Here is a 25248-nt window from a genome sequence, read left to right on the forward strand (position 1 = left end):
CTATGAACATCACAACTGAATTTAAAGAGAAAGTAATGGCAGAACTGCTAGACGTCCGCACCAGGTACGGAGGTTCAGACGCCGCTTTTGCCAAACAGTGGGGAATCAACTCTTCTGTATGGTCCCGGCTAAAAGGCGGACAAATGGACGGTCTGCTAAAAGATACCCAATGGCTTAACCTTGGCAGGGAACTTAATGTGTCTCTCACTGAGCGCAAATGGGCCATGGCTAAAACAGAAGTATTTGAGGCTATAAAGTCGGACGTGGAGTTTTGCCAAAACAACTCAAAAGGCATGGTACTGGTTGATGATTGTGCGATAGGGAAGACCTACACTGCCAAATATTTATCCAAGACACTTAAAAACTGCTTCTATATAGATGCGTCACAGTGCAAAACAAAAACACTATTTATTAGAGCATTTGCGAAGGCTATAGGCGTGGACAGTGTAGGAAGAACTGCCGATATCAAGGCCAATATAAAGTACTACCTGCGCATGCTTGAAAACCCTGTGGTAATCATAGACGAGGCGGGAGACTTTGAGTACACAGCTTTCCTCGAACTAAAGGAGTTCTGGAACGCTACGGAGAATGTCTGCGGATGGTACCTGATGGGAGCGGATGGACTTAAAGCCAAAATGGAGCGAGGGATTAATTGCAAAAAGGTGGGCTACAGAGAGCTACTCTCTCGCTACAGTGACAAATACATGAAAATAGTACCTACCGACAGGAACCAACGCCTTGCATTCTATAAGAAAATGGTTTCGGATGTACTGGCTGTGAATATAAAGGACCGGAAGCAACTGCCAGATTTAGTTCGCAAATGTCTTACCACAGACGCAGACGGGGATATAGGCGGGCTTAGGAGAGCTGAAACCATACTAATCCTGCACGCTAATTAGTATGGCTAAAAAGGGCTTAAAACGGGCCTGGACTATTGATAACCTGCTGGATAAGGAATATGACCTTTTTGACTGGAAAGATGAATGGTACCAAGCCTTTGACCGCCCCGAGAAGCGGGGTGTTTGGTTTGTTTGGGGCAACTCCGGCAACGGTAAAACCTCTTTCATCTTACAGCTGATCAAAGCGATTTGCCCATTTGAGCGGGTGATTCTCAACAGTCTGGAAGAGGGAGGAGCCCACACTATGCAGGAGGCTATAAAAAGAGAGGGGATGATCGCAGTAAAAAACAGACTGCTGGTAACGAACGAAAGCCTTGAGGATATGGATATCCGGCTTTCTAAGCGAAAAGCCCCAAAGGTGGCCGTGATTGACAGTTACCAATACACCGGCTTATCATTTCGGGACTACCTGAAACTAAAAGAAAAACACGCCAATAAACTGCTGATTTTCATCAGTCAGGCGGAAGGTAAAAAGCCAATGGGACGTGCAGCGGTAAGCGTAATGTACGATTCAGCCCTTAAGATTTGGATAGAGGGATACAAAGCATTCTCTAAAGGCCGCTACATAGGGCCAAATGGAGGGAGATACACAATATACGAAAAGGGCGCTGCCCTATATCATGGCACTGAATAAAACAAAACATACCAGCCACATCCAGAGCGTTCGCAGACAGATGGAAGACGCTAGACAAAGCGTACAGTCCTGTCTCAGGTGGTCGCACATGGAATACTGCGAATATCAATTTGAGCAGTATGTACTTTTTGCTGACCTGCTTACCGAAGGGTGGCCACGTGTAAGGGAGCAGATCTTGTACAGTCCCCTGTTTAGGGGTTTTTGGAACAATCAATGGCTAATACGGGACAAGGCTGATTTTCTCCCCTTTGCTATGGAAATGGATGCTCGCAATATATCAGAATTGGTGTACATGCGAGAAGAGTACCTTTTTCTCCATTCAGCACACAGACTGATAGAAGAGGATGACTTTATGAGGGCATATAATCAAATTCTAAAACTACTCTAAAAATGACAGATTACAGCAAAACATTAGAAGCTGTAGCAGACAGCTACGGCGTAAACGTGGCAGATATAACGGGGGGCTGTAGGCGTACAGAGGTGGTTAACGCAAAACGCATGCTTTGCCTGCTCTATAAAAACAAAAGCAACCGGGAGATAGGGGAAATAATAGGTCTCACTCCCTCATCGATTACCTACAATAAAAGTATTGCTTTTTCAGAAATAGAGTGGGACAAAGATTTTCAAAAAAAACACGCAGAAATCACTAGTAAACTATACAAGGAAATGACTGTAAAACTAACAAACAGCCAGCTTCGCTCCCTAGCCGACCTACTCAATAGGTATCTGGAAAACCAAGCCGGGAATATGGCAGATGAGCTTATACACCTACACCTCTCAGACGTATTTGAAAAGCTATACAAGAGAGCTAGGAATAATAAAGAAAACATTAGTCTGGACGACAAACAGCGTCTGGCAATATCTCTCTGGTATAGGTCATTTGGCAGAGGATACAGACCTCCAGAGGCCGAACACCACGCCTACATCACTCTAATTGACATAATCAACCAAATCAAACCATATGAAGACACCCACAGAGATCCGGGAGGAAATCGAAAAACTTTATCATCAGATTGATTCCACAGAGGACATTGCTCTGATACGCAAAAATGGCAAGCGTATCGTGAGACTTGAAGGCCGATTACAACAACTAAAAAAGAAGAATAACAATGAAGATCAGAAAGCAAAAATCTAGCGACAAGCTGTGGTATGACGAGAAAGGGCAAGGCATCCCCTATGAGCGAATTACGAAATATGAGAGGGCTAGCGAAATCACCTCCTACAGACTTGCGCATGAAGCAGCCAAAATCAATAAACAGCTTATAGCTTTTAAGGAGAAGCTTAGGGACGATGTAGCCAAGTTGTACGAGTTATTTACGGCTGAGAATGGAGTGATAGGGCAAGGCAAAGGCACTGCCACATTCTTTAATTTTGACCGGAGCATAAAGGTAGCGGTGAAGGTGAACGAACAGATTACTTTCGATGATAACACCATAGCCTTGGCAAAAGAGAAGCTGGATCTATTCCTAACAGAAGGGCTGGACGGTGCCAAGGACTTCGTAAAGCCATTAGTGATGGAAGCATTCCACCAACGCAATGGCAACCTGGACACAAAGAGGGTATTAGGACTTAAGACCCATGCGCACCGAATTGATCACCCGCTCTATTCTGAGGCGATGAAACTAATCGATAAGTCAGTAAGGCGACCTACGACTAAGGAGTACTTCCAAGTGTGGGTAAAAGACGAAAATGGGGAGTATAAAGACATTCAACTAAACTTTGCATCGGTATGAAACTCGATAAAAAAATAGCAATAGAGCTGATCGCTCAGGAGCGTACCCGGCAGATAGAAGAGGAAGGCTACACTGCATCTCATGATGATAAGCAAGGCCCGGATTACTATGAACAATTGGTATGTGCCGGGGAAACCTACGAGAGAGCGCCGGAAAACAGGGGGAACTTGGAAATATGGCCTTGGGATCAATCTGCTTTTAAACCTTCGACTGACGGGACAAAAGAGGGAAGGATAAAAGAGCTCATCAAGGCTGGGGCCTTGTATTTAGCTGCCAGAGAGCATATAGAAAGAAACGGCAGCTTACCTCCGGGTAAAAGAATGCTGCCCTATCTCGATGCTTGGATAGACCGTGTAGCCAACAAGATAGTGGAGCTAATGCCTGATCATAAAGAAGCTGAAACCATTATATAATCATGGCAAGGATACTAGTAAAACAATCAGAAATAGACGAGCTGTTAAATGTCTGCGCAGAGGCAGAGGAAACAGGATTCAGCAGGTACCCCGGCAAAGGTTATGAAGAGGGGATCAAAGCAGCACTAGAGTGGGCTATGGGTTACACAGACGCCCACCCAATGGATGAGGAATAACCACAAAGCCCTTTGTGATGAGAAAACGCAAGATATGGACAGAAGAGGAGCTGGATCTACTCCGCTCCCTCTATCCTTACCATAGGACACAAGATTTAGAGAAAATATTCAAAACGACTGTTTGGCCAATCTACAACAAAGCCCATCATCTAGGGCTAAAGAAAGACCCGGATATATTGAAAGTTTGGAGAAAAGAAGACGGGGAAAGACTACAGGAAAAAGGCAAAGCATACCGATACCCAAAGGGTAATAGTCCTTTTAATAAAGGTCGAAAAATGCCAAAAGAAGTCTACGAAAAGGTTAAATCTACCATGTTCAAAAAAGGCCATAGTCCACATAACACAAATTACGATGGACACGAAAGGGTGTCAAAAGACGGCTATGTGGAGATAAGGATCAGAAAAGGAAAATACAGACTCAAGCACTTGCATAGATGGGAGACCATAAATGGACCTCTACCTAAGGGGCACTGCCTTGTGTGTATCGATGGGAATAAAGAAAATACAAATCCTTCTAACTGGGAACTTCTTAGTAGAGCGGAAAATATGCGGAGGAATACTATTAACAGATTTCCCCCGGAATTAAGATCAACACTCAAAACACTCTCAAAATTCAATAAAAAATTAAAAAAATCATGCCAAGAAACAAATTAACTGACCTAAACGACCACCTAATGGCACAAATGGAGCGATTAGGTGATGAAGAACTGAGCGCAGAGGATTTCGATAAAGAAGTAAAGCGAGCAAAAGCCATGAGTGGTATAGCTTCCAATATTGTAAATAATGCAAAGGTAATGCTAGAAGGAACCAAACTAGCATTAAAAGAGGGATTGACAAAAGATCAGGTGCCCCAGTATAATATAACTAATCAGTCGGATGATAAATTGATTGACGGATGATTTGGATACCCTTTTTACTCGCATTAATAGTGGCTGCCGCTTCCCTAATAGTGGGCATCAAAGCCGGGCTAATCATCGGCAAAAGCATGGCCGAAACGAATGTAATCAACTACGTGATCAATAACCCCGGCAAAAGTACTATTGCCCTGTTAGATGAACTCTATTCAAAGAAAAAAGACCTGTACCATCCTTCATGGGATGCATTCAAAAAACCAAACTTAAGAAAATGAAAAAATACGAAAACGTAATGCTAGACCTGGAGACATATGGCACAGGTGCCGGCGCAGTGATCATCAGTATAGCGGCCATCCCTTTCTCTTTTAGGGAAAGCCCGCTAACCAAAATAGAAGTAGGAGACGTTTGCTTCCAGATGAACGTGTCTCCAACGAGCTGCCTAAATATAGGTATGCATTTAAACAATGAAACTATAGAATGGTGGGAAGATAAGGCCGATACTTTGCGCCTTTTGCAAAAAGATCAGGAATCTATCCGCTATATGGTGGCCTCTTTTACAGGCTTCTGGAATGAGCGATGTGATGAAAACACGAAGCTGTGGGGCAAGGGGCCATCCTTTGACTGTACCATATTGGCCTCAGCTTACAGGCTACTAGGATACAATATCCCTTGGAAGTACTATAATGAACGATGTGTGCGAACTTATCTGGATGGACATGAAAGGAGCATAAAAGAGAACGTGGAATTTGTAGGCGTTCCGCATATGCCTTTCTCTGATGCCAATTATCAGATAAGCTGCATGAAGCACGTGTACGGACAAACACATATCCTGCCATGAGTAGAGTAAGAAAATACACAAAGGATTTAGCCGGACTTGATTTTTGGAAGATGTATTGGGTATATAACAAAGGGAATGTGGTGTATATCTCTGGTAAAATATCGGGATTAGATTACCAAGAGGTGGTAATAAAGTTTGATAGAGTTGCTCATAATTTAGAAAAGAGGGGATACACTGTAATCAACCCGGTTGACTTTGTCGCCCCCTCTTGTGGTTGGGAGACAGCTATGAAGCTTTGCGTATCAGCCTTGCCTTATGCTGATTATATATGGATGCTGCCAGATTGGGAGAGGTCAGAAGGTGCTAGGATAGAAAAAGACCTAGCGGAAAAAATGAAAATTAAAGTCATAAACGCTCAAATAGGATGAAGCGCAATTATAGAGAGTTCTATGCCCTGATCAAGGGGAAGCCTTATAGTAAGGCAGAAATAGTAAGCAGCTTCACGGATGGACAGACAGAGAGCCTTAGCGCAATGTCAGACATTCAGTACAGTCTGCTAATGCAGCATCTCAGGCCAAAGCGAGATATGGGGAGCTTCACCCCAAAGCCCGGAGACGCACAGCGTAAAAAGATGATCAGCATAGCCCGGCAGATGAACTGGGGAGATCAGGTACAGTCCTCATCCAGTGTGGTGCAGGCTGTGAACAATTGGTGCCTTAAGCAGCGCTATAAAAAACCACTTATGCAGCACAATGTACAGGAGCTCAATATACTGGTAACCATTATGGAAGAGAAAGTATATCCAAGCTACCTGAAAGGATTGAATAGGAGTTAATTGTTAATTATTAATTATTAATGATATCGAAACTATGAGCAAAATAATAGCAATCGCACAAAAAGAAATAGGCTACACAGAAAGCCCTGCCGGATCAAACCGAACCAAGTATGGAGAGTGGTTTGGGTGGAATGGGGTGGCATGGTGCGGGATATTTGTCTCCTGGGTATATGCTCAGGCAGGCAGACCGCTGGGGAATATAGGTTTTCTCAAAGGCTTTGCCGGATGCCAGACGGCTGTAGAGTATTTTAGGAAGACAGGACAGATCACCACCGAACCGGAACCGGACGATATTGTTTTTTTGACTGGGATGGGGACGGGATATACGAACACACCGGGCTATTTGTAAGGCATATAAATGAGGGCTACTTCAAGACTATTGAAGGTAATACATCCCTTTCCTCACAGAATAACGGTGGTGAAGTAATGGAAAGAACGAGAAGGTACAAAGGGGCATTATTCGTAAAGGTAAAAAGATGAAAACAACCTATAAACTAACATCGTCAAGGCTGAACGGACACTTTATTATCAACTTTGAAAATGACCGTTTAAAGGGTTTTGAAATTGCTTTTAAACAGCCATTAACCGTGGCTCAGTTTACGTACTTTATTTCTAAGCTACCATATAATGAAGAGGGACTTAAGGCTTATGAACAACTTGGGCTTACCATCACCCGAACAGCAGCACCTAACCAAAAGATCGCCTTATTCTGCTCCCTGTATGAAAAGCATGTAGGTATAAAATATAAGGTAAGCCCTGCGGACTCAGGTAAGATCAAGCATGTGGATATCACAGAGCAGTTGCTGCACCATTACTTCCGCTCTGAGAACTTTCTATGGAAAGGAAAGTACAGCATAGCTAATCTGGTGAAGTACTATAATGAGCTAAGGGCTGATATGGTACAAGGGGGCAAACCACGTCACCCGGACGAATGGGACAAGGCATACTTTGCCAAGCTCCCAGTGGACCAGCATGCAGACTACTTCCGTCACTTACGGGAGCAAGGGTTAAAAGCCATCAAGGCTGCGAATGGAAGCATTTTGGATTGGAGATAATGTTTAATTGTTAATTGTTAATGAAATGAAACCATATAACTACAGAATGACGCAAAAGCAGTTAATTAAGGCTTGCAGATCTTGCAGGTTTATATTGCTTAAGGGGTCTTGGGGAGAGATCATGGCTGTTAATACGGGGATTGTCCCACTTGCGCTTAAAAAGACTAAGATAGAGGACCGGAAAAGGACAGACTTTGTCTCTTACCGGCCTATTGATTTTCACACTTATATTTCAAAAAAAGAGGGTTTGTTTAATTGTTAATTATAAACATTTCCCTTCTCACTACATCACAATATCACTAAATCACAGATCATCATGAAAACAATAATCAGGAAAATACAGAATTTATTCCCGCATAGTGAGAAGCTGCTGCTTCATGCGCCATTAGGGGCTTTGGCTGCATTGGCTACACTACTTTACTCATCCGATCCATGGGAAATGATGAGAAACGCTACAGATATAGGTGTCATGAAAGAAGTATGGGATTATGGGCGGAATAAGGTGATTACGATGGAGAATGTTTGGGACTTGCTGGCCACTATGGCCGGTGGGGGGATAGTGGTTTTAATTGTTAATTTTTAATTGGTAATTATTAATTATGGATACGCCTTTACAACAAACAGATTTTGGGAAGCTACTTATAGCCCAAAGTTTCATTAAGAAGCTTAGGCAGGAAGTGGGGGCGCTGGAAAGTGAGGTGGCGCATTTGAATCATGTGCTTGGGGAAATTAAAAGTATCGATAAACTACGTGAGGAAAAGGCCCGGCTACTGCTCTGGATAGAAGGGAACAGAAAGAAAGAGCAGAGGGCCAACAGTTTACAGGCTCGAATTAACGGCCTCCATAAGGAAGTGAAGCGACTAAGGGAAGAGAATAAAGTATTAATTATCAAGCTTAATAAAAAGTAATTCAGTTTCCTTACTATTTACATATTTATTTTTTTTCGTATATTGGCAGTGCTAAAGTTCAATAAACGTAGGCAACGAGAGTTGCCCGGCACTGCTGTCTGGCTTTTTTTATGCCTTATAGTGTGATGATATGCGGTGCCTAACCCCGTGCCTTGGTCGTAATGGCCATGGCAAGCCTACGTGATGTGGACTTTAGCAACGGGAAGTGGGCACCGCTCTTTTTTGTCCACATGCTAAAAATCACATCATCATGTACAATTCAAAAACAATTAAAGTAACGGACACGCTTATTGTCCAAGTGAATCCTTCTAAGGATCACGAGTTTTTAATGAACACTAATGATGTTGCACATGGATACGACTGTTCAACATCATCAATCAGATCAACAGTAAGTAGAAATCAGGATGAATTTATTGAGGGAAAGCATTTTGTAAAGGGTGTCGCAAATCGCAACACCCTTAGTAATGCGCAACCGCATCAAACCTTTTGGACGAAAAGAGGAATCATTCGCTTGGGTTTCTTTCTTAAGACCGGGAGGGCTAAGCTATTTAGGGACTGGGCAGAGGATTTGATTATAGGGTCCACGTCTTATAAAATCACGCTCCGGGAGGATGAAAAAGAATTATTGGCCTTGGTGGATAGGTATTTGATACCGGGAGACCAGCCCATCATAGCCGGGGAATTGGGTATAGGGCGAAAGCATGTAAGTAAAGTAAAGTGCGGACATGTGCGCTCTGCTCGGGTACTGTCTGCACTGGTAGATAGGGCCATGTATAACAAACGAACAGGAAAGCAGCTGGTAATAGGTTATCCCAAAGCTGTGGTAAGTAATGCCATTGCTAGCCTGAAAGGAGGCGGATATGCCTAAGGTACATAATCTCAGTCCTATGGAGGACTTCTTTAGAGACCATGCAGACCCTAAGCGAATGGCAGAGCTGCTAGACCAAGTAGAAGAGCGCTACCTTACCTATAACCTCAATGACCAGGGCAATGGGTTTAATCCCGAGCTGGAGCCACAGTGGTATTATCTCCGACAACTCAGGAAAACCATGGAGCGCATAGACCAAATCAATAGTTAGAACTTTAACCCGGGGGAGGGTTTCTCCCCTATAACCTTATATAATATGAATGTTAAAATCTTAATACTATTTATGCTAATACCATTATTGGCATACCCGCAGGATGAAAGTAAAATGGGTTCAAAGAATTACCTTGAGGAAAAATCAGGGTTTAAGGATTTGATTCTAGGTAATGATATTAGCAGCGTATCGGATAAACTTATAGAGACGAATGAAAAACCTGTTTCAGGGATGAAGTTATATAAAGTTATAGATGAAGACCTATTGAAGGTTGGGAATGATATTGAGTTAGAATCAATAATTGTAGGGGTTTTTGACAATAAGCTAACAGCATTGATGATTGATATGGAAAAACCTAACGGGTCTCTTATTCATAAGGTTTTCACAGAGGCATACGGACGAGGTGAAAAAACAAACAGGTATATGGATAAGTATTTATGGAGAACTAAAAGCATTTTGCTTTCTTTGAATTATGAGGGGATATCTGAGGACAATATTTTAATGATACATAGGGGTTTATTTAGCGAGGCGGAAGCTTACCAAAAAGAGGAAGATCAAAGAGCTGTAGGTGATATTTAAGTTTGATTCTTAAAAAAACATCAAAAACCTGTCAATAATTTCCTTAAACCTGTCAGTATGGCAGGTTATTTTTGTATATGCCCTATGTGAGAGACAATTACATCAAGACTGTACAGTACATTCGAGAGGTGTACTATAAGGTAAAGGAGGAGGATATCCCGGATACCAGGATAGTAAGAAACATCTTTCCCCAGCACAATATCTATATCAGTTACCGGCAATGGATGAACATCAAGAATATGCGGGTGAGCAGAGCCAATCACCACCCGGCACAAAAACTACTTTTTAGTTAGGTTTGGGTTTATTAGCAAGTTAAAAGGCGATAATTAGTTTTATCGCCTTTTTTGTGTTTAATCCGCTGCGGATGTATCAATAAAGTCTGTCCTAAATGGCATTTCCACTATTCTGATCCTGTCCGGCCGTGCGGTGGTGACTTGGGCCACTCGTTTTAGCTGGCTGGTACCTATCCGCTGTCCGTGTAGTTTTTTATAGACTTCCTTGACCAGGGCATAGTATTCCAGTGCTCTATTGCGGACAGCCTCCGGGGTGGCGTGTGCGGTCTCTCCGGTATAACTGATGGCTATCTTGATATTAACCAGTACCTGTGGTTTTTGTTTCTTTTGCCCAAGGTCTGCTATCTGAGGGAAGTCTATACCAATTAGTACGCAAGGGAAGGCCAAGGCAGGTTTGATATTAAAATTATCCAGCTGTCCAAAGTCTTCATCTACCCACTTGATGTCCGGTACGCTGGCCACTAGGTCTGCTACGCCTGTATAAAGGTCTTCTATTTCCATCTTACTTGAATTTATAGGCTGCTTTTAGCCTGGTGAAAATCTGATTATTGAGGGCTACGGAATAGCCCATAAATTGACGCTTTGGCATTCTGCCGGTGCTGGCCTTGAAAGTCATTCCACGGCCTGCGGTGGTACCTTTTCGGAATTTGCCGTTTTTCTTTCGGTTTCTCCGAAAGGTCTCTGATCTGGCAGCCCGCTTGATCCCCTCCTTCGTTATGGATCTTGGCATAAGGTACCTTACTGTTGCCTGCACTGATCACCACTTTGGAGGGCGTGGTAAGGGTGTCTTGGATGGAATTCATCAGCTTACCGCTTCGCACCATGAGTGAGCCCCTTTTGGGCTTGTAGGTTTTGGATACGGCAGGCCATGGCTTTCCGTCAAAGCTTTTGCTGCGGAAGGTTCCCTTGTAATATTCCACAGCTGTCTTGGCTATGATGCCGGGGGCTTTCTTATCAAAGTAGGCCGAGTGCTTTTTAAAAAAGCTGTTGATTTGCTGAGTAGTGTCTTTTGCCATTACTTTTTGATTAGCAGTCCTTTTCTAAATTTCTCACTACTCTTGGCGGTGATGGTTTGCCAGTTGTAGAGCTCCAATATATTGTCCTTGCTCATCCTTCCGGTTACGGCCATAGACTGTTCCTCGTAGTAGCGGATATAGATGAGCTCGTCCATCTTGCCGGTAGCCCTACTGCCCTTCATCCATAGTTCGCTTGGCTTGCTGATTACATCCACCAGTTCATTAAGCAGCTTCACCTTGTCAGGGTTGCTAGTGCTGGTCAACTGCTGCCATCTGGCAGGTTGGATAGCCAATGCCCTTTCGTTGTAATCATAGAGCGTAGGTAGATCGTTTAGAATGTCCAGCCCTTGGAGCCAATCGGAGCCGGTGCCTGTATAGCTGCTTATTTCACCCTTGCCTTTTTTAATGGATTCATTAAATGGGTTAAGCTCAAAGTCATCAGGACCAAGCGAATTAAGTTGCTTATTGGTCGCACTCAGGTTTTTACCTGTGATGTACTGTTGATTGGCAGTGTACACCTCTCCTGTGGTGGCTCTGTTTACTCCGAATCCTTGATTTACGGCCCTGTCAAACTCTTCTGAGCCAAAGAACTCATTTATCCGCTCCCGCTGTGCTTCGAAGTCCACCTCGGCTACTTCATGCGCCATCTTGGCGACTACATAGCAACGGCAGTTCCAGCCATTTGGGGGGAATATCTTTTGCCAAAGCGGATCGTTTGCGGGGAGTATAAGCCCGTCAAGTGCGGCATGTTCCGGTCTTACGGCATTGTCACCCACGGTGCGGTATTCCCAATAAGGGAAGCTGTCCACATCTCGCAATAGGCTGTAATAGTTGGCGGCACTCTCTCCGGTCAATACGGCTGTGTCGTATTCTGTCCTGAGCCAATTGTCATTGAACACATCACCTATTTGCTTGGCGGCGGTATTGAATTCCGTAGGGTTTTTGGCCTTTCGGAAGGCTTCATTAAGCGCCTGCACTTCTGCGAGTGTCTTCCCAGCAGAAAACCTAAAAAGGTTCATTTCAAAAGAGGTTAGCAAATGTGGGTCATCTATACCATAAGCAGTTTTGATGTCCAGGTTTATTTTGCTGGTCTTTAGCCCTTTGTTTAGTCCTTTGATTAGTGTCTTGGCCGTGGCATGAAAAGTAACCGGGTCAAATTTCAGTTTGCCTTTGCTTTCGGCTACCTGATTGATCAGCTTCTCACTTTTTGGGGCCTCTTTTGGGAGGTTTAGTTTTGCTGTGTGGAGACAGCCACAATTTGCCCCGATCTCTGCCGGGGCTTTGAGAAAAAAACCACTGCTCCCCCCGCTCATGGCCAGTGCCAGCGTTTCCTCAAAGGTATTTCGTTCTTTCTGCTCTGTGATCTCCACCCCAAACTTATCCTTGATCCATTCCGGGTCTATCTTGTAGTGAGGCAAAAGCCCTTCTACATAAGCCCACAGCTGCTCTGTATCGTCGGCCGGATCAAACTCAAAGCTAAGCTCCCCCTTAAGCAGTCCGTGTGTGACCAGGGCCGGAATGATGGTGCTATTCCATGCCTCTTCTAGCATGGACATATCTGCCTGCACCAATAACCATAATTGCTCAAAGGCTACCTCGTCTTTTGCCCGGCTGCCGTTTTGCGTGTCCTGGGAGATTAGCCCGCCTGAAATCAATAGGCAAATCTTATCCCTTAAGTGATTGAGGAGGTTACGGTATACGTCCCCGTTTGTGGCGACACCTTTTGCAAACTCAAAGCTTTCTGTCTCGTCTATGATGAACCAAGCCGCTGACCCCATGTCTTTCATCATCTTCTCGGCCCTGCTTAGTGCGGAGGTGTTTTGCGTGTCGGTCTTCATCACCCGTGGCGGAATGCCGTATATCTCACAGAGTTCAGACCAGCAAGCCTCGGTAAAGCGAGTAAGCAATGTGGGGGCGACCACTTTATTTAACTCCCCCTCATAGCCTGAATTGAATTCCAGAATCCATGTACCAAACTCAGGAAGATCCCGGTAAAAAATATATTTGGTCATGTCGGTAAAGTCTTGGTAAAACTTCCCCGTCCTTGGGACTACATTGTATCGAGGTATTAGCTCGGCAGTTAGTTCCGGTTTACCATTGACTAATTTATTGGAGAATTCAATAAGGCTGTAACCATTCCACTTGGACTCAAGTACCGTCTTGGTAAAGAATCGGTAAAGTGGGTGCTTTTGTAGCAGCTTGGTTTGTTCCTCGTCCACTTCTCCATTTGGTTTCTTAAGAGAAAACCCGGTGCTAAAAACCTGATTGTCCCTATTGGATAACTGAGAGCTCACAAGGCCATCCAGCCTGATCTCATCATACAGGCGCTGTAGTGGCCATGTCTGCGGTTCCTCTTCCAGGTTCCATAGGTTTAGCGCCTGATTCCATGTACGGATATCCTGACGGGTACGGCTGATAGATTTTGGTTTCCAGGGCAGGTAGGTTTTACCTACCCTGCTATTGGTTTCTTTCTTTTCCATAGGTTAAAATCCTGTATGGTTAAATTTCTGATTAGATCCGGTTCTAAATGGCCTGTCGAGATCCTCTTCTAAGAGCGGCCAGCCGGGCATGACTGTACGGCTGATCTGTATCAGCCCCTTAATTGCCCTGTCGTACCTGCTTTCTGCCAGTTCCAGATCCACCTGCACATTGGCTACATTGATAAAGTGCCATTTGGCTATGTCCTTGATATAAGTGATCAGGTTGGCATAGGCCAGCTTCTCGGGGTTCTCAGAAGCAAAGATGGTGTCTGTGTTGTACCTGGTTAGGTAAATAGCCGCCTCCATGATGGCCGATTGGATGGCCTCCTCTATTTTGGTGTCGTCATCCCGGCTGATGGTGGCCATGCCCTCGGGCCAGATGTGACTTTCCATGTCTATTTTGGTAATAAATGCCATAATGTCTAGTAATGGTTATCGGTTCGTTCGCCCATGACGTAAGAAGCACCTTGCTTCACTACCCGCCTATTGACGTATGAGAATGCACCATGGACGGCATCGGGGCCGTCATCGTGTGCCTGTGATCCTTTTTCGAATGCCAGAAACTGATTGATAAGCTCCAACTGATCCACTGTTTGCCAGTCTTCATTGAAGAAAACCAGGTGCGCCTCAAAGAAGCCTAGCATACTTTCTATTCTGTCAAACTTGTCTCCTTTTGGTCTTTTGTCCGGTCTCACGGGGATGTGGTAATCTCGGCTGTCACCTTCCAGCATAAAGTCGTTCGTAAACTCGTCCATGGCGAAAAGGCCCTCTATAAAGTATCGGATATTAAGCTTACCAAGGTTAAACCGTTCGTATTCGTCATAGAGCCATCTGGCCACATCTGCCCGGCTCTTTTGCCTTAAGTACGTGAGGAGTATATGAAACTCCCGGCCTTTCTTACCTACCAGTACCATACCTTTGAAATCACCATTTGCTTTATAGGATAAATCTCCATAAAAGCAAAGGGCATCATATTCCCTGAGCATATAAGGCGATTTGTACAGCATGTCCTTAGATTTAAAAACCTTGCCCTCCTCAATGTGCACGTGCATGTACTCCCGCATAAATGAACGGTAGGGCATGTTATCGTACTTGTCCCGCCAAAATTCAGCGGTTCCTCTCTCTGGCCACTCCGGCTCAAAGTCGGTTAGGTTCTTAACAGCGCAGACACGGAATACATCAAATAGCGTACGGGTGGCTCTTCCGCTGGCTTTCTGCTTTTGCAGCTGCTCCAAGAAGTATACCCGTAGGCGGTTGGTGATCCCGTTACGATGAAAGTTGTTATTTGCAAAGATAAAGCGGTCGGTGGCGTCTTGATCTGAGTCAAAGCAGCCCCAAATATCCTCTGTGATAAAGTCCAGGGCTTCTCGCATTAAGCGATCATTGTTGACGTGCTTCTTACTATCTACGTCATCCACTACGATGTAGTCCGGCCTGTCTGCATCTTCCCTGCTCCCTCGTGGATCCTGCCCAAATCCAATGGCTGTAAACCGAACCCCGTCGGTAGTCACAAAGTCACCCTCGGCCCAGTTGCCATGCTGCCCTTTCTCTCCGTAGTCATTTTTAAGCCGATTGTTATGGCTAAGCTGTGACTGTATGCCGGAAAGCAGTTTGTTTGCCTTTGTTTCGGTTTGTCCGACCAAAAGCATATAGCGCAGGTCATTCTTTGCCAGGTACAAGAATAAGGGCAAGCCCATGTCTATATGGACAGACTTGGCAGCCCCTCTGTACCATTCTGCCAGTAGGCGAATGCTCTTGTTTTGGGTAACCTTATCGGCTAATTCATTGTGAAACCATGCAGACTTCTTTTTTCAAAATTAGGGAAGTAGTATTCAAACCAGCGGATGTAATCCTTTTCGAGATCCTGAATCCTTTTGCTTTTGGCTTCGGCAGTCTCGTGGATGTCTATGCTGGTTGATTTGGCTATCCTTGCGCAGTGCTTGTCATAGTCGCTCAGGAGCCGGAGGTATTTTCTATTCTCTAGGCTCATGCTTCTAGGCTAATTCGGTGGATCAAAAACTGCTTGTGAAAGTGAACACACTCAACGGCAAACTCGGGATTAACCTCAGATATGAAGTTGTCCAGATCCTTAAGGATGCGGTGGACTACGATGGGGTCGGCTTTCTTGTCGCACCGGTCCAGTGCAGACATTAACTTACTGATGGTGTCGGCATTTAATGTACTGGCCTGTCCCTGCACCACATTGAGTAATTCCTTTTGGAGAAACTGCTTGATCTTAACAGGGCTGGCATGGAAGTCTAGTCGCTTACCGTCCCAGTCGTCTGCATTAGACCAATTACCTACGGTCTTTTCCGAGACTTGGAAGAGTTCTGCGATTTCCTTTTTGGTGCACTCCATATTCTCTATGTAGTGGTCCATTGCCTGGGTGCGTATTTTGTCTTTTCTCACTGCCATACCGCTATTATTTGCCTCAAAATTGGCAGGTAATCCCCTGAAAACTAAAAAACAGCGCAAGCATTGCACAAGTATTTCGAGAGCTCAAAGGCTTGCCTCAACTTTGGAGCTCAAAGGGCAAACAATTAGATCAGCGACCGAATGGCAACATGGATATTGAATGATGAGACAAAAGCTAATGTGTACGGATTTAGGGTGCAGAATGCGGGCATAGACCTCGAACGGTTTAGGGCCAATCCTGTCATGTTAGCGATGCATAGAGACTGGGATCTGGATGCTATTATCGGTCGCTGGACTAATATCAGGATTGAGGGCAATCTACTTCTGGCAGACGATGAGTTTGACATGGAGGATGAGAAGGCTAAAGCTATCGCAGGCAAGGCTGAGAGGGGTTTCCTTAAAGCTGTGTCTATGGGATTCCTATGGGCAGAGGAGTTTATGGAGAAAGCCCTTGACGGGGTGTTTGATCTGGTGCAGTCTGAGCTAATAGAGGCCAGTCTGGTGACCATCCCCGGCAATGCCAATGCGGTAAGGCTCTATGCTGCTCCCGGCCAGCTAATGGAAGATAAGGAAATAAAACTAAGCCTATCCTCCTTACGAGCCCAATCAAGCGGACAACCAAAAACAGAGACAGATATGGAGAAATTCAAATTAAGTGGCACAGCACTAACTGCGCTGCTAGCAGTAGGGCTTACCAATCAGGAAGATCCTACCGAGGTAAATAATGCCATCATGCAGCTAGGTGCGAGGCTGAAAAAGGAGGAGGAAGCCCATACGGCAACCAAAGACGCCTTAAAAGTAATGAAGGATGCGCAACTAGCAGCTGTGGAAAAGAATGCAAACGATGCTGTGAATGCGGCCATCCTTGCAGGGAAGCTTACCGCTGCGCAAAAAGAGCAGTATGTGAAGCTGTATTTATCTGATGCCGAGCTTGCAAAAGGTATCCTGGACAATATGCCGGGCAAATCAAGCTTAGCGGCTAATGCAGGAGGTAATGCGGGAGCAGGTAACCCTGATGATCCCAAGTCTTTGGATGATTTCCAAAAATGCCTTTGCAAAAGCAATTGGCCTTTAAGGAAAACAACCCGGACGGTTATCAGGCATTGTTCTCATAAGGGGGATTAAGACAGATTAAAAGCGCAATTAAAGAAGAGTTAAAAACCATTTAAACAATAAGAAATTATGCCTACAAATTTTCCAGAGGTATGGAGAGCCAGAGTGGAGACCAACCTCAGAGCGACCGACGAGGCGCCATGGCTAGAGGGGGTTGAGGAGCTGGATACTGCGGTATTAGAGGTTGGTTCCGGGGATGCTTCTGAACAAAATATTATACACCTTCCTGCCAGCACTTTTGAGCCGGATGTATTGGTGAACAATAGTACGTATCCGCTAGCAGTGCAAGCTTACACGGATACAGACATCACTATTAGTCTAGACAAGTATCAGACAAAAGTGGTCAGCTTGAGTGATGACCAGGTGATAGGAGCCTCTTATGCGAGGATAGACGCAGCAACAGGAACGCTGAATCAAGCTATTTTAAAAAGAAATACGCAAAAGCTATTCACGCCTTGGCTCCTTCGGGACACACAGCTTCTACACCTGTATTATTCACCACGGGTGATATTGTAGGCGGGGGAGCTACTGGTCGCAGGAGGTTTCAGTATGATGACCTTGTAGCGATGAAGGATGCATTTGATGCGCTAGAGGTACCTATGTCGGGGAGAAGGATAGTGTTAAGCACAGATCATTGGAATGATGCTTTGCTTGATAGGAAGAATTTTGGAGACCAGTTGGTTAATTATAATACCGGTAAAGTGGCTCCAATGGTGGCAGGTTTCCAGATCTACCAGTATGTAGCTAACCCATATTATGATGGTAAGGTGAAAAACGCCTTTGCTGCCACACCTTCTACGGGAGAGCATCAAGCCTCGGTGGCATTCTATGTTCCAAACATCGCTAGAAAGACAGGTATGACTAAGCAGTATTTTGCTCCGTCTTCTGCTGATCCTGAAAATCAGACTAATAAGTACGCTGTGAGGCATTACTTTATAGCGTTGCCTAAGAAGGCGAAGTATATTGGAGCGATCGCTTCTGAGGAGGTAACCGAATAGTCGGGTGAAATTCTTTGAGGCCATATTGAAAAGTTTTGGATTTGGGGACTGTATGGAGCTGCTGCAAAGCCTGCTCCCTACCCTCAAATACCAGCTGACCGTGCCAACTTTCTTGATGACGGGAGTGGGTACGATGGTGGCGAGGGTGTTTGGTTTGGACATGCTGGCTTTTGCTGCCTTGCTATTAGCTTGGGTAGCTGAGCTATGGAGTGGCATACAGGCGAGCAAAGTGCGAGGTGAACCTTTTGAGTCTAAAAAATTCAGCAGGTTTAGTTTTAAGACGGTGTACTATCTTGTACTAATGGCTGTCCCTTTCCTGTTTTCAGAATCATTCCGGTATCAGGAAAAACATGCGGCAGCGGCCATATTTGATTCCATCTATGTATTTCTGGTATTGGTGATAGTGCTAGAAGTGCTGGTGTCTATATTAGAAAACGTGGGAACCATCACAGGAAAACCAAAAACCTACTGGATAGAAAGGCTTAAGAGTTTCGGTAAACCAAAAGGCGAATAATATGCGGTTAATCATCATTTTAATAACAGCTATTTATCTCTTGTGCGCTTGTGGCACGGTACAGAAGGCAAAAAGCAGGGTTAGATTTTCGGAAGAGCGAGAGGCCGCTATTGAGATCAACCGCCAAAAGATGTTTCTGCAAACGGAGTATTTTGGGGACACGCTAATAGGGACTATCCCTTATAAAACATTAGGGCGATTGCCAATTGTGATACCTGTACGGTCTAAAGGATTAGAATTAGAGCTTACGATCACAGACAGTACGGTTTATTATAAGAGCATAGCCCGACCAGTGGCTAGATCTTCATTGAGATACGGCTCTGAAAAGACCACAGCGTCAGAATCTGACAAAGCGAGAGGAGATGCTGAGGCAAGCGAAGTAAAAAAGAAAAGAGCGCTACCCTGGTGGGTGTGGCCGGTGGGCTTCCTGTTATTGGTGGTAGTGCTTTATTTAAGGTTCAATTTTAATCCATTATCATGGCTCAAATATCTAAAAAAGTGGAAGAGAAAGTAAAGATCATATTTGCCAGACATCTGGCAGATAAGGTATTCTTTTTCACCTCAGACGGGCAGGCATTCAGGGAAGAGAACGACGCCACCAATCACGCCAAGAGCCTCAAAGCAAAAGAGGTGACGAAGATCACCAGGCAAATGGCGAATAGCGGAAATTTCTCAATCGACCAAACTGTGGAAGACATTACCGAGAAACCATTGCTCCCAAATGGGGCAAAGAATGAGTTTCAGGCGCAGGGTGGCGCAAAGGAAAGTACTAGTGGTAAACCAGCAGGCGAACCAGAAAGCACTAGTGGTAAACCAGCAGGTGAAGCAGAAAGCACTAGTGGTAAATCAGCAGGTGATGCTGAGAAAACTGAGGCGGAAAAAGAGAGAGCAGCCCTAGAGGCGAGGTACACTGAGCTGGCAGGCAAAAAACCTGTACACAATATCAGTGATGAAAAACTAAAGGAGGCTGTGGCCGAATTTGAGAAAGGAAAGCAAAACGAAAACGAAAACGAAGGAGGTAAATAATGGCTGTAACCTACGGCGCAACGAAAATAGAAATGGGGGATTTTGATCCCGCAACGGGGGCTACCTCAAACTACGCAGAGGTACCTGTATACCGGGATACTTTCTCGATGACAGAACCAGACCCGGCAATTACTGAGCACTTTCAGCAAGGGAGGAGTTCTCCTCGTGTGAGAACGATAAGCCCAGCGGCTATCGAGATTACTTTCCAGCTGATGGACACGGATCCTACCAACTTGCAAGCGGCACTTGGTGGAACCATTACTACAGTGGGAGAAGTGGACACTTGGAACGCTCCTAAGAGTAGGTCTGACAGGACTAAGGCACTTAAGATCACGGTAGAGGATGGCTCTATTATAGAGGTACCGGCTTTCCTTCACTATGTGAAACCTAACTTCCAGATCACGGAGGAAAACATCAATTTGATTGATGTGAACGGGACAATCCAGGATACAGGATTGCCAGCTGTGCCGGACTGGACCTGGACAGAACCGGCAGCCTAGCACATGGAAGGGAATACAGAACTAAGAGCTGCACAAAGTATATTGGAGAGGGGCATATGGGCGGAGGTCAAAGCCCCTCTTTTTTACGTCTCTTTGGTAAGAAAACGCTAAAACTGAAAGTGCGGAAACTGTACGCCGGAACCCTACTGCATGTGGCCGAGTGCTACTTATCTACTGGTATTAAGGAAGAGCAGCTTAAGGAGATAGAAAGCGAAGCGGCGCTGGAGCTAATGGCAAAACATGGCCGGGCTATATGTAAGGCCGTGGCTATGGCCATCCTTAATGATAAGTGGAAGATCCGGTGGCTATCCGGCTGGCTGGCAGGCTACCTGCTCCGCCACCTGGACTGGATGCGCATATTGAAAATGCTGGAATTTGCACTGGTGTATAATGGCACTGTGGATTTTATGAGTACTACCAGATTGGTAAGGGCGATGAAAATAACCGATCCGGCCAATCAGGGTCAAACAAAAAAGGCGACAAAAAGGGGGAGTTAAAGGCTACCGGCCTCAATAGCCCTGCCGGGATCATCTTCTATATCTGTGAAAAAACAGGATGGAGCTGGCAATATGTGCTTTGGGGTGTTCCCTGGAGTGTGATATTGTGGGGTATGTCAGATGCTCCGGGATATGAAAATGAAGATCCCGAAAAACCGAAAAAAGGAAATCCCGCTGAGGGACGGCAAAAATTAAACAAATGGAAAACCTGGGGCCAATAAATGTAGAATTCCTTATCAATAACCGAGAGTTTGACAGAGCGTCTAACAAGGTTAAGGATAGCATTAAGGGAGTGACCACTACAGCCGATAAAGAGGCTAAGCAAATCGATTCTATCTATAAAAATCTAGGTGCAGCCCTTGCCGGGTATTTTTCATTTCAGGCGGCTACCGGTTTTATTTCTGAGATAGCCAGAGTAAGGGGGAATTTCAACAGCTGGAGATTTCCTTACAAACAATCCTGCAAAGCAAAGAGAAAGCCGACCAGGTGTTGGCTGAGGCTGTGGATCTGGCAGCCAAGACCCCTTTCAATCTTTCGGATGTGGGCGCAGCTACAAAGCAACTCCTCGCTTATGGTTTTGAGGCGGACAATGTAACGGACACGATCAGGAGGCTTGGGGATGTTTCGGCGGGTCTTAATATTCCCTTGAATGATATGGCCTACCTCTTTGGGACTACGAGGGTGCAGGGGAGACTTTTTGCACAAGATCTTAATCAATTTACTAATCGGGGTATTCCCCTTATCTCAGAGCTGGCCTCACAGTTTGGTGTGGCTGAGCAGGAAGTAAAGAACCTGGTAAGTGCGGGGAAAGTGGGTTTCCCGGATGTGGAAAAAGCAATCAACAGACTAACGTCTGAGGGAGGCGTATTTTTTAACCTAATGGAAAAGCAATCGGCATCCATCACAGGCCAGATATCTAACCTTGGGGATGCATGGGACAATATGCTTAATAAAATAGGGCAATCACAGGAAAGCGCTATTTCGGAGGGGCTGGCAGGTGTGACCTATTTGGTGGAGAATTACCAAAAGGTGATTGATATTTTGGAAGTAATAGCGGTAACCTATGGCACCTATAGGGCTTCGCTAATCCTTACCTCTGTGGCTACTAAGGCGGTGGCTCAGGCTAATGCGGGGTTAACAGGCTCTCAGATTCTCCTAAATAAATGGACAGTAATCGCTACTAGAGCGCAAAAGGTGCTTAATGCCACGATGCTAAGTAATCCCTTTGTGGCAGCAGCTACGGCTTTAGGATTATTGATAGCAGCTACAGCCAAATTTAGCAAAGGCACCAAAGAAGCCGTGGTGGTCTCTGGGGAGTTTCGGCAGGCGATAGGTGATGAGCTGGACAAGTCTAAGGAACTTTTTGATGCACTTAAGAAAACGACGGAAGGCACAGAAGCCCGGAGCGAAGCTATAAAGCTTGTCAATAAGACCTACAATGAGTACCTGCCTAAACAGCTGACAGAAGCAAGCAACCTCGAAGAAATAGAACGAGCCCAAAAGGCTGTAAATAAAGCTATAGGGGAATCGATTTTTCTAAGAACACAGGAAAGCGACTTAGCGAACCTTCGGGAAGGGACGGCGAATTATAGCCAGAAATTTGGCAAAGCGGTGCAGGACATTATTAATGATGCACAACTAAGTGCTACTGTGGGCGGTCAATTGTCCGCAGAGTTTGAAAAGGCTGTCAATGAATTCACCGCATTCTCAAAAGTACCACTTACACAAGTACAGGCTGAGTTTGATAAGATCCTGCGGGAGTTCGGGATTGACTTCACGGTATTGGGACAGGGAGGCGATGTTTCCACGCTTAATTATCAAGACTTACTCCGAGATTCTCAGGAATACGCTGCGGCGATGTATAGAGAAAAAACAGCTACCAACGAGCTAGGGGAAGCTAAAACGGCCTATTTGAAACAATTGGGGCTTTTTTCAGAAGAAGAAAAGCAAGCGAATGAAAGCACGGAGGCATCGATTACGACGATCAAGGCACTTAAGGAAGAATTACAGGCTTTGCAAAAGGCCCGTGAGGAAATAGATATTAAGGACAGCTCGGCCCTGGCGCAAAATGAGGCAAAGCAGGTGGCTTTGCAGCAGCAAATAGCGGCGTTGGAAATAAAGTCTATTAAGGAACGGGAAAAAGAGGCGAAAAATACAGAGCTGGAAGCCCTAGAGGAAAGGCTTACTGAGAAAAAGAAGCTGTACAACGAATATTATCAGGCAATTGAGGTATTAGGTAAAGAAGCTGCGGACGAGCAGTTTTCGGCGCTTAGAAAAGAAGGAGCTACCTACGTGGAATACCTCAATAAGGCGCTTGCGGGTGTAGATCCGTCTAACAGCAGTGCCGGCAGACAGCAACTGCTGATCAGGCAAGAAATACGACAGGCGTCCGGTGCGCTCTCTCCACTAGACCAGCTTAAGGGGGAGATCGAGCAAATGAAGCAAGTTTATGCGGACTTTGAGACTTATAAGAAGCAGTTTGGAATAGCAGCGGCTAAGGAACAATTCTCTGCACAGATTGGGGAGTTTGATAGCTATATCGATTATGTGCGGCAAAAGACACTTGAAAATCAAGGGGTATTCACGGCAGTAATGGAGGGCCGGGCGACCGACCAGCAAAGGGAAGCGGCCAAACTACTAGAGAAGGAAGCCAACGAGGCAATCAGGATAGATAACCAAAAATACAATGAGCAGCTGGCTAACCTGCAAGCTTATAACCAGGAGCGGGCGAAGCTAATCGCCAACTATGAAGCACTAAGACAAGAGCTGATTACTTCCGGGAACCTCAAGGAAGCGCAAGAGCTAGACAGGAAACATCAGGCAGAGCTAGGCGCCTTGGATGATGCCAATGTACAGAAGTTACAATCTTACCAGCAGCTCTATGAGCGAGTGGTGGTGATGACGAAGGAGACGGCAAAGCAATCGATCAAAGGGATTGAAGGGCTTTTGGCAGGTGAGGAAATGAGTCAGGGGCTTAGAAATGAGTTGACACAACAACTGGAAGAGCTAAAAAAGGAGCTTAACCAGATGGAGCTGGACGATATTTACAAGTATTCGCAAGCTTTGAATGGGTTAAGTGAATCCTTGGTAAGTCTTGGGGAATCTACAGGTAATACGGGGATAGCGAATATAGGAGCTGCGCTTTCAGGGCTTGGGACCGGGGTAAATGATGTGCTTACGATGTTTGATGATTCGGCTACTCAGGCGGATGTGGCGAGTGCGGCCATTAGTGGGGTGGTTCGGGTTATGAATATTCTTTCTGAATCGGCAGCACAACGCAGGGAGGCTGAGGAGGCTTATTATAAGTCGCTTATTGGTTTTCAGCAGCAGTATAATCTTAGTCTAAATGAGCAGATCCGCTTGCAGAGTATTTTGGGTGAGAATGTATTTCTGAGTGATTATGAGGGTAGAATTCGTGACGGGGTGGAGAGCCTTACGGATGCGAATAAGAACTATATGGAGGCGATTGCCGCCCTTGAGGATGCTTATGTAAAAGTGGGGCAAAGGAATGCAATTGACCTCGGGGATATAAGTAAAGGAATTGCTTCGGGTGGACTTGTGGGGGCACTTGCTGCCATTTTTGGCGGACAAAAGAAAGTGGATAAGCTGGGGCCTCTTTTAGAGGAGTATGATACTTTGGTTGAAGTGCTTGATAATGGAATGGTGAGCTTTAATAGTGAACTAGCGAAAGCACTATTGCAAAATGACCAATTGTCTGAAAGATCTGCTGAACTGGTAAAAAAGGTGCTCGAATGGGAAGAGGCGATGGAGGCTGCAAGGCAACAGATAGCGGACGTGGTAAAGGAACTTGTTGGCGGTCTGGGTGGAGATGTGCGGAATGCGCTCGTTGAGAGCTTTGAGGCCGGGGAGAATGCCGCTATCAAGATGGGAGAAACGGTGGAGAAGGTGCTGGAAAATGTTGTAAGTCAGATTCTTTTTAACTCGATTTTCTCGGATGTGTTTGACCAGCTACAGAAAGACCTTGAGGGTAATCTAGCTGCGGGTGATACGCAAGGGATTACTGAGAACTTGGGGGCTTTCTTTGCGAATGTTCAGGGTTTGACGGCTGACTTTAATAAGGCTTTGGAACAGGCACAGGCAGCGGCTAAAAAGTCGGGGTTTGACATCTTTACGGGGGATGATAGCAGTTCACAAACAGGTTTGGCGGGAGGCATAAGGAGAGACTTAACAGAGGCTACGGGCACTGAGCTGGCCGGGCTTTTTCGTGGTTTTTATGACATTAGTAATAGGACATTGCTAACTGTGGAGCAACAGTTGACAATAGATAAGCAGCACTATGATGCTACGCTTACGATTATGCGGAGTTCGGCGGCGATAGAGCAGAATACGGCTAATGCTGTGGCAGAGCTTAAGGCTACGGTGGAGCAGCTTAAGGCAATTAATAAGAATACAAAACAGAATTCAACAGGTTACGACCGAGGAGATATATAAGC

General features: G+C 45.3%; 37 protein-coding genes. 30 read left to right on the forward strand and 7 right to left on the reverse strand.

Annotated elements, in window-relative coordinates:
- The first annotated feature begins 2 nt into the window (after positions 1 to 2).
- From WG932_RS11885 to WG932_RS11985, 21 genes are all read left to right on the forward strand, one after another.
- A complete protein-coding gene (locus tag WG932_RS11885; protein ID WP_483088065.1) occupies positions 3 to 899 on the forward strand; it encodes an AAA family ATPase in 897 nt (298 codons plus the stop codon).
- A 1-nt stretch (position 900) separates the two neighbouring features.
- Positions 901 to 1533, forward strand: coding sequence for a hypothetical protein (locus WG932_RS11890; RefSeq protein WP_483088066.1), 633 nt, complete (start codon positions 901 to 903; stop codon positions 1531 to 1533).
- Positions 1520 to 1921 carry a hypothetical protein gene (locus WG932_RS11895; protein WP_483088067.1) on the forward strand — a complete coding sequence of 134 codons (402 nt, stop codon included), beginning with the start codon at positions 1520 to 1522 and terminating at the stop codon, positions 1919 to 1921. Before WG932_RS11890 ends, WG932_RS11895 begins: the two co-directional genes overlap by 14 nt.
- 56 nt (positions 1922 to 1977) lie before the next feature.
- Positions 1978 to 2550, forward strand: coding sequence for a hypothetical protein (locus WG932_RS11900; RefSeq protein WP_483088068.1), 573 nt, complete (start codon positions 1978 to 1980; stop codon positions 2548 to 2550).
- A 92-nt stretch (positions 2551 to 2642) separates the two neighbouring features.
- Positions 2643 to 3266, forward strand: a complete 624-nt coding sequence (locus WG932_RS11905; protein WP_483088069.1) for a DUF3164 family protein — start codon at positions 2643 to 2645, stop codon at positions 3264 to 3266.
- Positions 3263 to 3679, forward strand: a complete 417-nt coding sequence (locus WG932_RS11910) for a hypothetical protein (protein WP_483088070.1) — start codon at positions 3263 to 3265, stop codon at positions 3677 to 3679. The genes WG932_RS11905 and WG932_RS11910 overlap by 4 nt, the downstream gene beginning before the upstream one ends.
- A 2-nt stretch (positions 3680 to 3681) precedes the next feature.
- Entirely contained in the window at positions 3682 to 3855 is a 174-nt protein-coding gene (locus WG932_RS11915) for a hypothetical protein (RefSeq protein ID WP_483088071.1), read from the forward strand.
- Positions 3856 to 3872: 17 nt separating this feature from the next.
- Positions 3873 to 4508, forward strand: coding sequence for an HNH endonuclease signature motif containing protein (locus WG932_RS11920; protein WP_483088072.1), 636 nt, complete (start codon positions 3873 to 3875; stop codon positions 4506 to 4508).
- On the forward strand, positions 4490 to 4753 hold the full coding sequence (locus WG932_RS11925) for a hypothetical protein (protein ID WP_483088073.1): 264 nt from the start codon (positions 4490 to 4492) through the stop codon (positions 4751 to 4753). The genes WG932_RS11920 and WG932_RS11925 overlap by 19 nt, the downstream gene beginning before the upstream one ends.
- Complete coding sequence (locus WG932_RS11930; RefSeq protein WP_483088074.1) at positions 4750 to 4983, forward strand: hypothetical protein; 234 nt, start codon at positions 4750 to 4752, stop codon at positions 4981 to 4983. The genes WG932_RS11925 and WG932_RS11930 overlap by 4 nt, the downstream gene beginning before the upstream one ends.
- On the forward strand, positions 4980 to 5546 hold the full coding sequence (locus WG932_RS11935; protein WP_483088075.1) for a 3'-5' exonuclease: 567 nt from the start codon (positions 4980 to 4982) through the stop codon (positions 5544 to 5546). Before WG932_RS11930 ends, WG932_RS11935 begins: the two co-directional genes overlap by 4 nt.
- Entirely contained in the window at positions 5543 to 5914 is a 372-nt protein-coding gene (locus WG932_RS11940; RefSeq protein WP_483088076.1) for a DUF4406 domain-containing protein, read from the forward strand. Before WG932_RS11935 ends, WG932_RS11940 begins: the two co-directional genes overlap by 4 nt.
- Positions 5911 to 6321: a hypothetical protein gene (locus tag WG932_RS11945; protein ID WP_483088077.1), complete on the forward strand. Its 411-nt coding sequence runs from the start codon at positions 5911 to 5913 to the stop codon at positions 6319 to 6321. The genes WG932_RS11940 and WG932_RS11945 overlap by 4 nt, the downstream gene beginning before the upstream one ends.
- 34 nt (positions 6322 to 6355) lie before the next feature.
- On the forward strand, positions 6356 to 6670 hold the full coding sequence (locus WG932_RS11950) for a hypothetical protein (RefSeq protein ID WP_483088078.1): 315 nt from the start codon (positions 6356 to 6358) through the stop codon (positions 6668 to 6670).
- Between the two features lie 127 nt (positions 6671 to 6797).
- The gene (locus WG932_RS11955) at positions 6798 to 7376 is read left to right on the forward strand and encodes a hypothetical protein (protein WP_483088079.1); all 579 of its coding nucleotides are present in this window, start codon (positions 6798 to 6800) and stop codon (positions 7374 to 7376) included.
- 316 nt (positions 7377 to 7692) lie between these two features.
- A complete protein-coding gene (locus WG932_RS11960; protein WP_483088080.1) occupies positions 7693 to 7959 on the forward strand; it encodes a hypothetical protein in 267 nt (88 codons plus the stop codon).
- 16 nt (positions 7960 to 7975) lie between these two features.
- A complete protein-coding gene (locus tag WG932_RS11965) occupies positions 7976 to 8284 on the forward strand; it encodes a hypothetical protein (RefSeq protein WP_483088081.1) in 309 nt (102 codons plus the stop codon).
- Between the two features lie 250 nt (positions 8285 to 8534).
- Entirely contained in the window at positions 8535 to 9152 is a 618-nt protein-coding gene (locus WG932_RS11970; RefSeq protein ID WP_483088082.1) for a hypothetical protein, read from the forward strand.
- Positions 9145 to 9363 carry a hypothetical protein gene (locus tag WG932_RS11975; RefSeq protein ID WP_483088083.1) on the forward strand — a complete coding sequence of 73 codons (219 nt, stop codon included), beginning with the start codon at positions 9145 to 9147 and terminating at the stop codon, positions 9361 to 9363. Before WG932_RS11970 ends, WG932_RS11975 begins: the two co-directional genes overlap by 8 nt.
- Positions 9364 to 9435: 72 nt before the next feature.
- On the forward strand, positions 9436 to 9942 hold the full coding sequence (locus tag WG932_RS11980; protein WP_483088084.1) for a hypothetical protein: 507 nt from the start codon (positions 9436 to 9438) through the stop codon (positions 9940 to 9942).
- An 86-nt stretch (positions 9943 to 10028) separates the two neighbouring features.
- Entirely contained in the window at positions 10029 to 10235 is a 207-nt protein-coding gene (locus WG932_RS11985) for a hypothetical protein (protein ID WP_483088085.1), read from the forward strand.
- Positions 10236 to 10292: 57 nt separating this feature from the next.
- On the opposite strand, the gene WG932_RS11990 is transcribed toward WG932_RS11985, so the two are convergent.
- From WG932_RS11990 to WG932_RS12020, 7 genes are all read right to left on the reverse strand, one after another.
- Complete coding sequence (locus tag WG932_RS11990; RefSeq protein WP_483088086.1) at positions 10293 to 10736, reverse strand: hypothetical protein; 444 nt, start codon at positions 10734 to 10736, stop codon at positions 10293 to 10295.
- A 44-nt stretch (positions 10737 to 10780) separates the two neighbouring features.
- The gene (locus WG932_RS11995; protein ID WP_483088087.1) at positions 10781 to 11251 is read right to left on the reverse strand and encodes a phage virion morphogenesis family protein; all 471 of its coding nucleotides are present in this window, start codon (positions 11249 to 11251) and stop codon (positions 10781 to 10783) included.
- Positions 11251 to 13731: a phage portal protein family protein gene (locus WG932_RS12000; RefSeq protein WP_483088088.1), complete on the reverse strand. Its 2481-nt coding sequence runs from the start codon at positions 13729 to 13731 to the stop codon at positions 11251 to 11253. The genes WG932_RS11995 and WG932_RS12000 overlap by 1 nt, the downstream gene beginning before the upstream one ends.
- A 3-nt stretch (positions 13732 to 13734) precedes the next feature.
- Positions 13735 to 14124, reverse strand: a complete 390-nt coding sequence (locus WG932_RS12005) for a hypothetical protein (protein WP_483088089.1) — start codon at positions 14122 to 14124, stop codon at positions 13735 to 13737.
- Positions 14125 to 14153: 29 nt separating this feature from the next.
- Positions 14154 to 14813, reverse strand: coding sequence for a phage terminase large subunit (terL, locus tag WG932_RS12010; RefSeq protein WP_483088090.1), 660 nt, complete (start codon positions 14811 to 14813; stop codon positions 14154 to 14156).
- Between the two features lie 695 nt (positions 14814 to 15508).
- Positions 15509 to 15721, reverse strand: coding sequence for a hypothetical protein (locus WG932_RS12015; RefSeq protein ID WP_483088091.1), 213 nt, complete (start codon positions 15719 to 15721; stop codon positions 15509 to 15511).
- A complete protein-coding gene (locus WG932_RS12020) occupies positions 15718 to 16206 on the reverse strand; it encodes a phage terminase small subunit-related protein (protein WP_483088092.1) in 489 nt (162 codons plus the stop codon). The genes WG932_RS12015 and WG932_RS12020 overlap by 4 nt, the downstream gene beginning before the upstream one ends.
- Positions 16207 to 16287: 81 nt before the next feature.
- Here WG932_RS12020 and WG932_RS12025 point away from each other — a divergent pair, with 81 nt between their 5' ends.
- From WG932_RS12025 to WG932_RS12065, 9 genes are all read left to right on the forward strand, one after another.
- Positions 16288 to 17271 carry a hypothetical protein gene (locus tag WG932_RS12025; protein ID WP_483088093.1) on the forward strand — a complete coding sequence of 328 codons (984 nt, stop codon included), beginning with the start codon at positions 16288 to 16290 and terminating at the stop codon, positions 17269 to 17271.
- Positions 17272 to 17328: 57 nt separating this feature from the next.
- Positions 17329 to 17775, forward strand: coding sequence for a hypothetical protein (locus WG932_RS12030; RefSeq protein ID WP_483088094.1), 447 nt, complete (start codon positions 17329 to 17331; stop codon positions 17773 to 17775).
- Complete coding sequence (locus WG932_RS12035) at positions 17715 to 18257, forward strand: hypothetical protein (protein WP_483088095.1); 543 nt, start codon at positions 17715 to 17717, stop codon at positions 18255 to 18257. The genes WG932_RS12030 and WG932_RS12035 overlap by 61 nt, the downstream gene beginning before the upstream one ends.
- Before the next feature lie 4 nt (positions 18258 to 18261).
- Positions 18262 to 18771, forward strand: coding sequence for a phage holin family protein (locus WG932_RS12040; protein WP_483088096.1), 510 nt, complete (start codon positions 18262 to 18264; stop codon positions 18769 to 18771).
- Between the two features lies 1 nt (position 18772).
- Positions 18773 to 19285, forward strand: a complete 513-nt coding sequence (locus WG932_RS12045) for a hypothetical protein (protein WP_483088097.1) — start codon at positions 18773 to 18775, stop codon at positions 19283 to 19285.
- The gene (locus tag WG932_RS12050; RefSeq protein WP_483088098.1) at positions 19249 to 19797 is read left to right on the forward strand and encodes a hypothetical protein; all 549 of its coding nucleotides are present in this window, start codon (positions 19249 to 19251) and stop codon (positions 19795 to 19797) included. The genes WG932_RS12045 and WG932_RS12050 overlap by 37 nt, the downstream gene beginning before the upstream one ends.
- A gap of 107 nt (positions 19798 to 19904) precedes the next feature.
- Positions 19905 to 20297, forward strand: a complete 393-nt coding sequence (locus WG932_RS12055; protein WP_483088099.1) for a hypothetical protein — start codon at positions 19905 to 19907, stop codon at positions 20295 to 20297.
- A 56-nt stretch (positions 20298 to 20353) separates the two neighbouring features.
- Positions 20354 to 20794, forward strand: coding sequence for a hypothetical protein (locus WG932_RS12060; RefSeq protein WP_483088100.1), 441 nt, complete (start codon positions 20354 to 20356; stop codon positions 20792 to 20794).
- A 459-nt stretch (positions 20795 to 21253) separates the two neighbouring features.
- Positions 21254 to 25246, forward strand: coding sequence for a tape measure protein (locus WG932_RS12065; RefSeq protein WP_483088632.1), 3993 nt, complete (start codon positions 21254 to 21256; stop codon positions 25244 to 25246).
- Positions 25247 to 25248 lie beyond the last annotated feature (2 nt).

The sequence above is a fragment of the Cyclobacterium sp. SOCE241 genome (assembly GCF_056867545.1).

Coding starts and splice junctions, on each gene's coding strand:
- WG932_RS11885 (WP_483088065.1), top strand. CDS start 3: ATGAACATCACAACTGAATTTAAAGAGAAAGTAATGGCAGAACTGCTA.
- WG932_RS11890 (WP_483088066.1), top strand. CDS start 901: ATGGCTAAAAAGGGCTTAAAACGGGCCTGGACTATTGATAACCTGCTG.
- WG932_RS11895 (WP_483088067.1), top strand. CDS start 1,520: ATGGCACTGAATAAAACAAAACATACCAGCCACATCCAGAGCGTTCGC.
- WG932_RS11905 (WP_483088069.1), top strand. CDS start 2,643: ATGAAGATCAGAAAGCAAAAATCTAGCGACAAGCTGTGGTATGACGAG.
- WG932_RS11910 (WP_483088070.1), top strand. CDS start 3,263: ATGAAACTCGATAAAAAAATAGCAATAGAGCTGATCGCTCAGGAGCGT.
- WG932_RS11915 (WP_483088071.1), top strand. CDS start 3,682: ATGGCAAGGATACTAGTAAAACAATCAGAAATAGACGAGCTGTTAAAT.
- WG932_RS11920 (WP_483088072.1), top strand. CDS start 3,873: ATGAGAAAACGCAAGATATGGACAGAAGAGGAGCTGGATCTACTCCGC.
- WG932_RS11925 (WP_483088073.1), top strand. CDS start 4,490: ATGCCAAGAAACAAATTAACTGACCTAAACGACCACCTAATGGCACAA.
- WG932_RS11930 (WP_483088074.1), top strand. CDS start 4,750: ATGATTTGGATACCCTTTTTACTCGCATTAATAGTGGCTGCCGCTTCC.
- WG932_RS11935 (WP_483088075.1), top strand. CDS start 4,980: ATGAAAAAATACGAAAACGTAATGCTAGACCTGGAGACATATGGCACA.
- WG932_RS11940 (WP_483088076.1), top strand. CDS start 5,543: ATGAGTAGAGTAAGAAAATACACAAAGGATTTAGCCGGACTTGATTTT.
- WG932_RS11945 (WP_483088077.1), top strand. CDS start 5,911: ATGAAGCGCAATTATAGAGAGTTCTATGCCCTGATCAAGGGGAAGCCT.
- WG932_RS11950 (WP_483088078.1), top strand. CDS start 6,356: ATGAGCAAAATAATAGCAATCGCACAAAAAGAAATAGGCTACACAGAA.
- WG932_RS11955 (WP_483088079.1), top strand. CDS start 6,798: ATGAAAACAACCTATAAACTAACATCGTCAAGGCTGAACGGACACTTT.
- WG932_RS11960 (WP_483088080.1), top strand. CDS start 7,693: ATGAAAACAATAATCAGGAAAATACAGAATTTATTCCCGCATAGTGAG.
- WG932_RS11965 (WP_483088081.1), top strand. CDS start 7,976: ATGGATACGCCTTTACAACAAACAGATTTTGGGAAGCTACTTATAGCC.
- WG932_RS11970 (WP_483088082.1), top strand. CDS start 8,535: ATGTACAATTCAAAAACAATTAAAGTAACGGACACGCTTATTGTCCAA.
- WG932_RS11975 (WP_483088083.1), top strand. CDS start 9,145: ATGCCTAAGGTACATAATCTCAGTCCTATGGAGGACTTCTTTAGAGAC.
- WG932_RS11980 (WP_483088084.1), top strand. CDS start 9,436: ATGCTAATACCATTATTGGCATACCCGCAGGATGAAAGTAAAATGGGT.
- WG932_RS11990 (WP_483088086.1), bottom strand. CDS start 10,736: ATGGAAATAGAAGACCTTTATACAGGCGTAGCAGACCTAGTGGCCAGC.
- WG932_RS11995 (WP_483088087.1), bottom strand. CDS start 11,251: ATGGCAAAAGACACTACTCAGCAAATCAACAGCTTTTTTAAAAAGCAC.
- WG932_RS12000 (WP_483088088.1), bottom strand. CDS start 13,731: ATGGAAAAGAAAGAAACCAATAGCAGGGTAGGTAAAACCTACCTGCCC.
- WG932_RS12005 (WP_483088089.1), bottom strand. CDS start 14,124: ATGGAAAGTCACATCTGGCCCGAGGGCATGGCCACCATCAGCCGGGAT.
- terL (WP_483088090.1), bottom strand. CDS start 14,813: ATGCCCTACCGTTCATTTATGCGGGAGTACATGCACGTGCACATTGAG.
- WG932_RS12015 (WP_483088091.1), bottom strand. CDS start 15,721: ATGAGCCTAGAGAATAGAAAATACCTCCGGCTCCTGAGCGACTATGAC.
- WG932_RS12025 (WP_483088093.1), top strand. CDS start 16,288: ATGGCAACATGGATATTGAATGATGAGACAAAAGCTAATGTGTACGGA.
- WG932_RS12030 (WP_483088094.1), top strand. CDS start 17,329: ATGCCTACAAATTTTCCAGAGGTATGGAGAGCCAGAGTGGAGACCAAC.
- WG932_RS12045 (WP_483088097.1), top strand. CDS start 18,773: ATGCGGTTAATCATCATTTTAATAACAGCTATTTATCTCTTGTGCGCT.
- WG932_RS12050 (WP_483088098.1), top strand. CDS start 19,249: ATGGCTCAAATATCTAAAAAAGTGGAAGAGAAAGTAAAGATCATATTT.
- WG932_RS12055 (WP_483088099.1), top strand. CDS start 19,905: ATGACAGAACCAGACCCGGCAATTACTGAGCACTTTCAGCAAGGGAGG.
- WG932_RS12060 (WP_483088100.1), top strand. CDS start 20,354: ATGGGCGGAGGTCAAAGCCCCTCTTTTTTACGTCTCTTTGGTAAGAAA.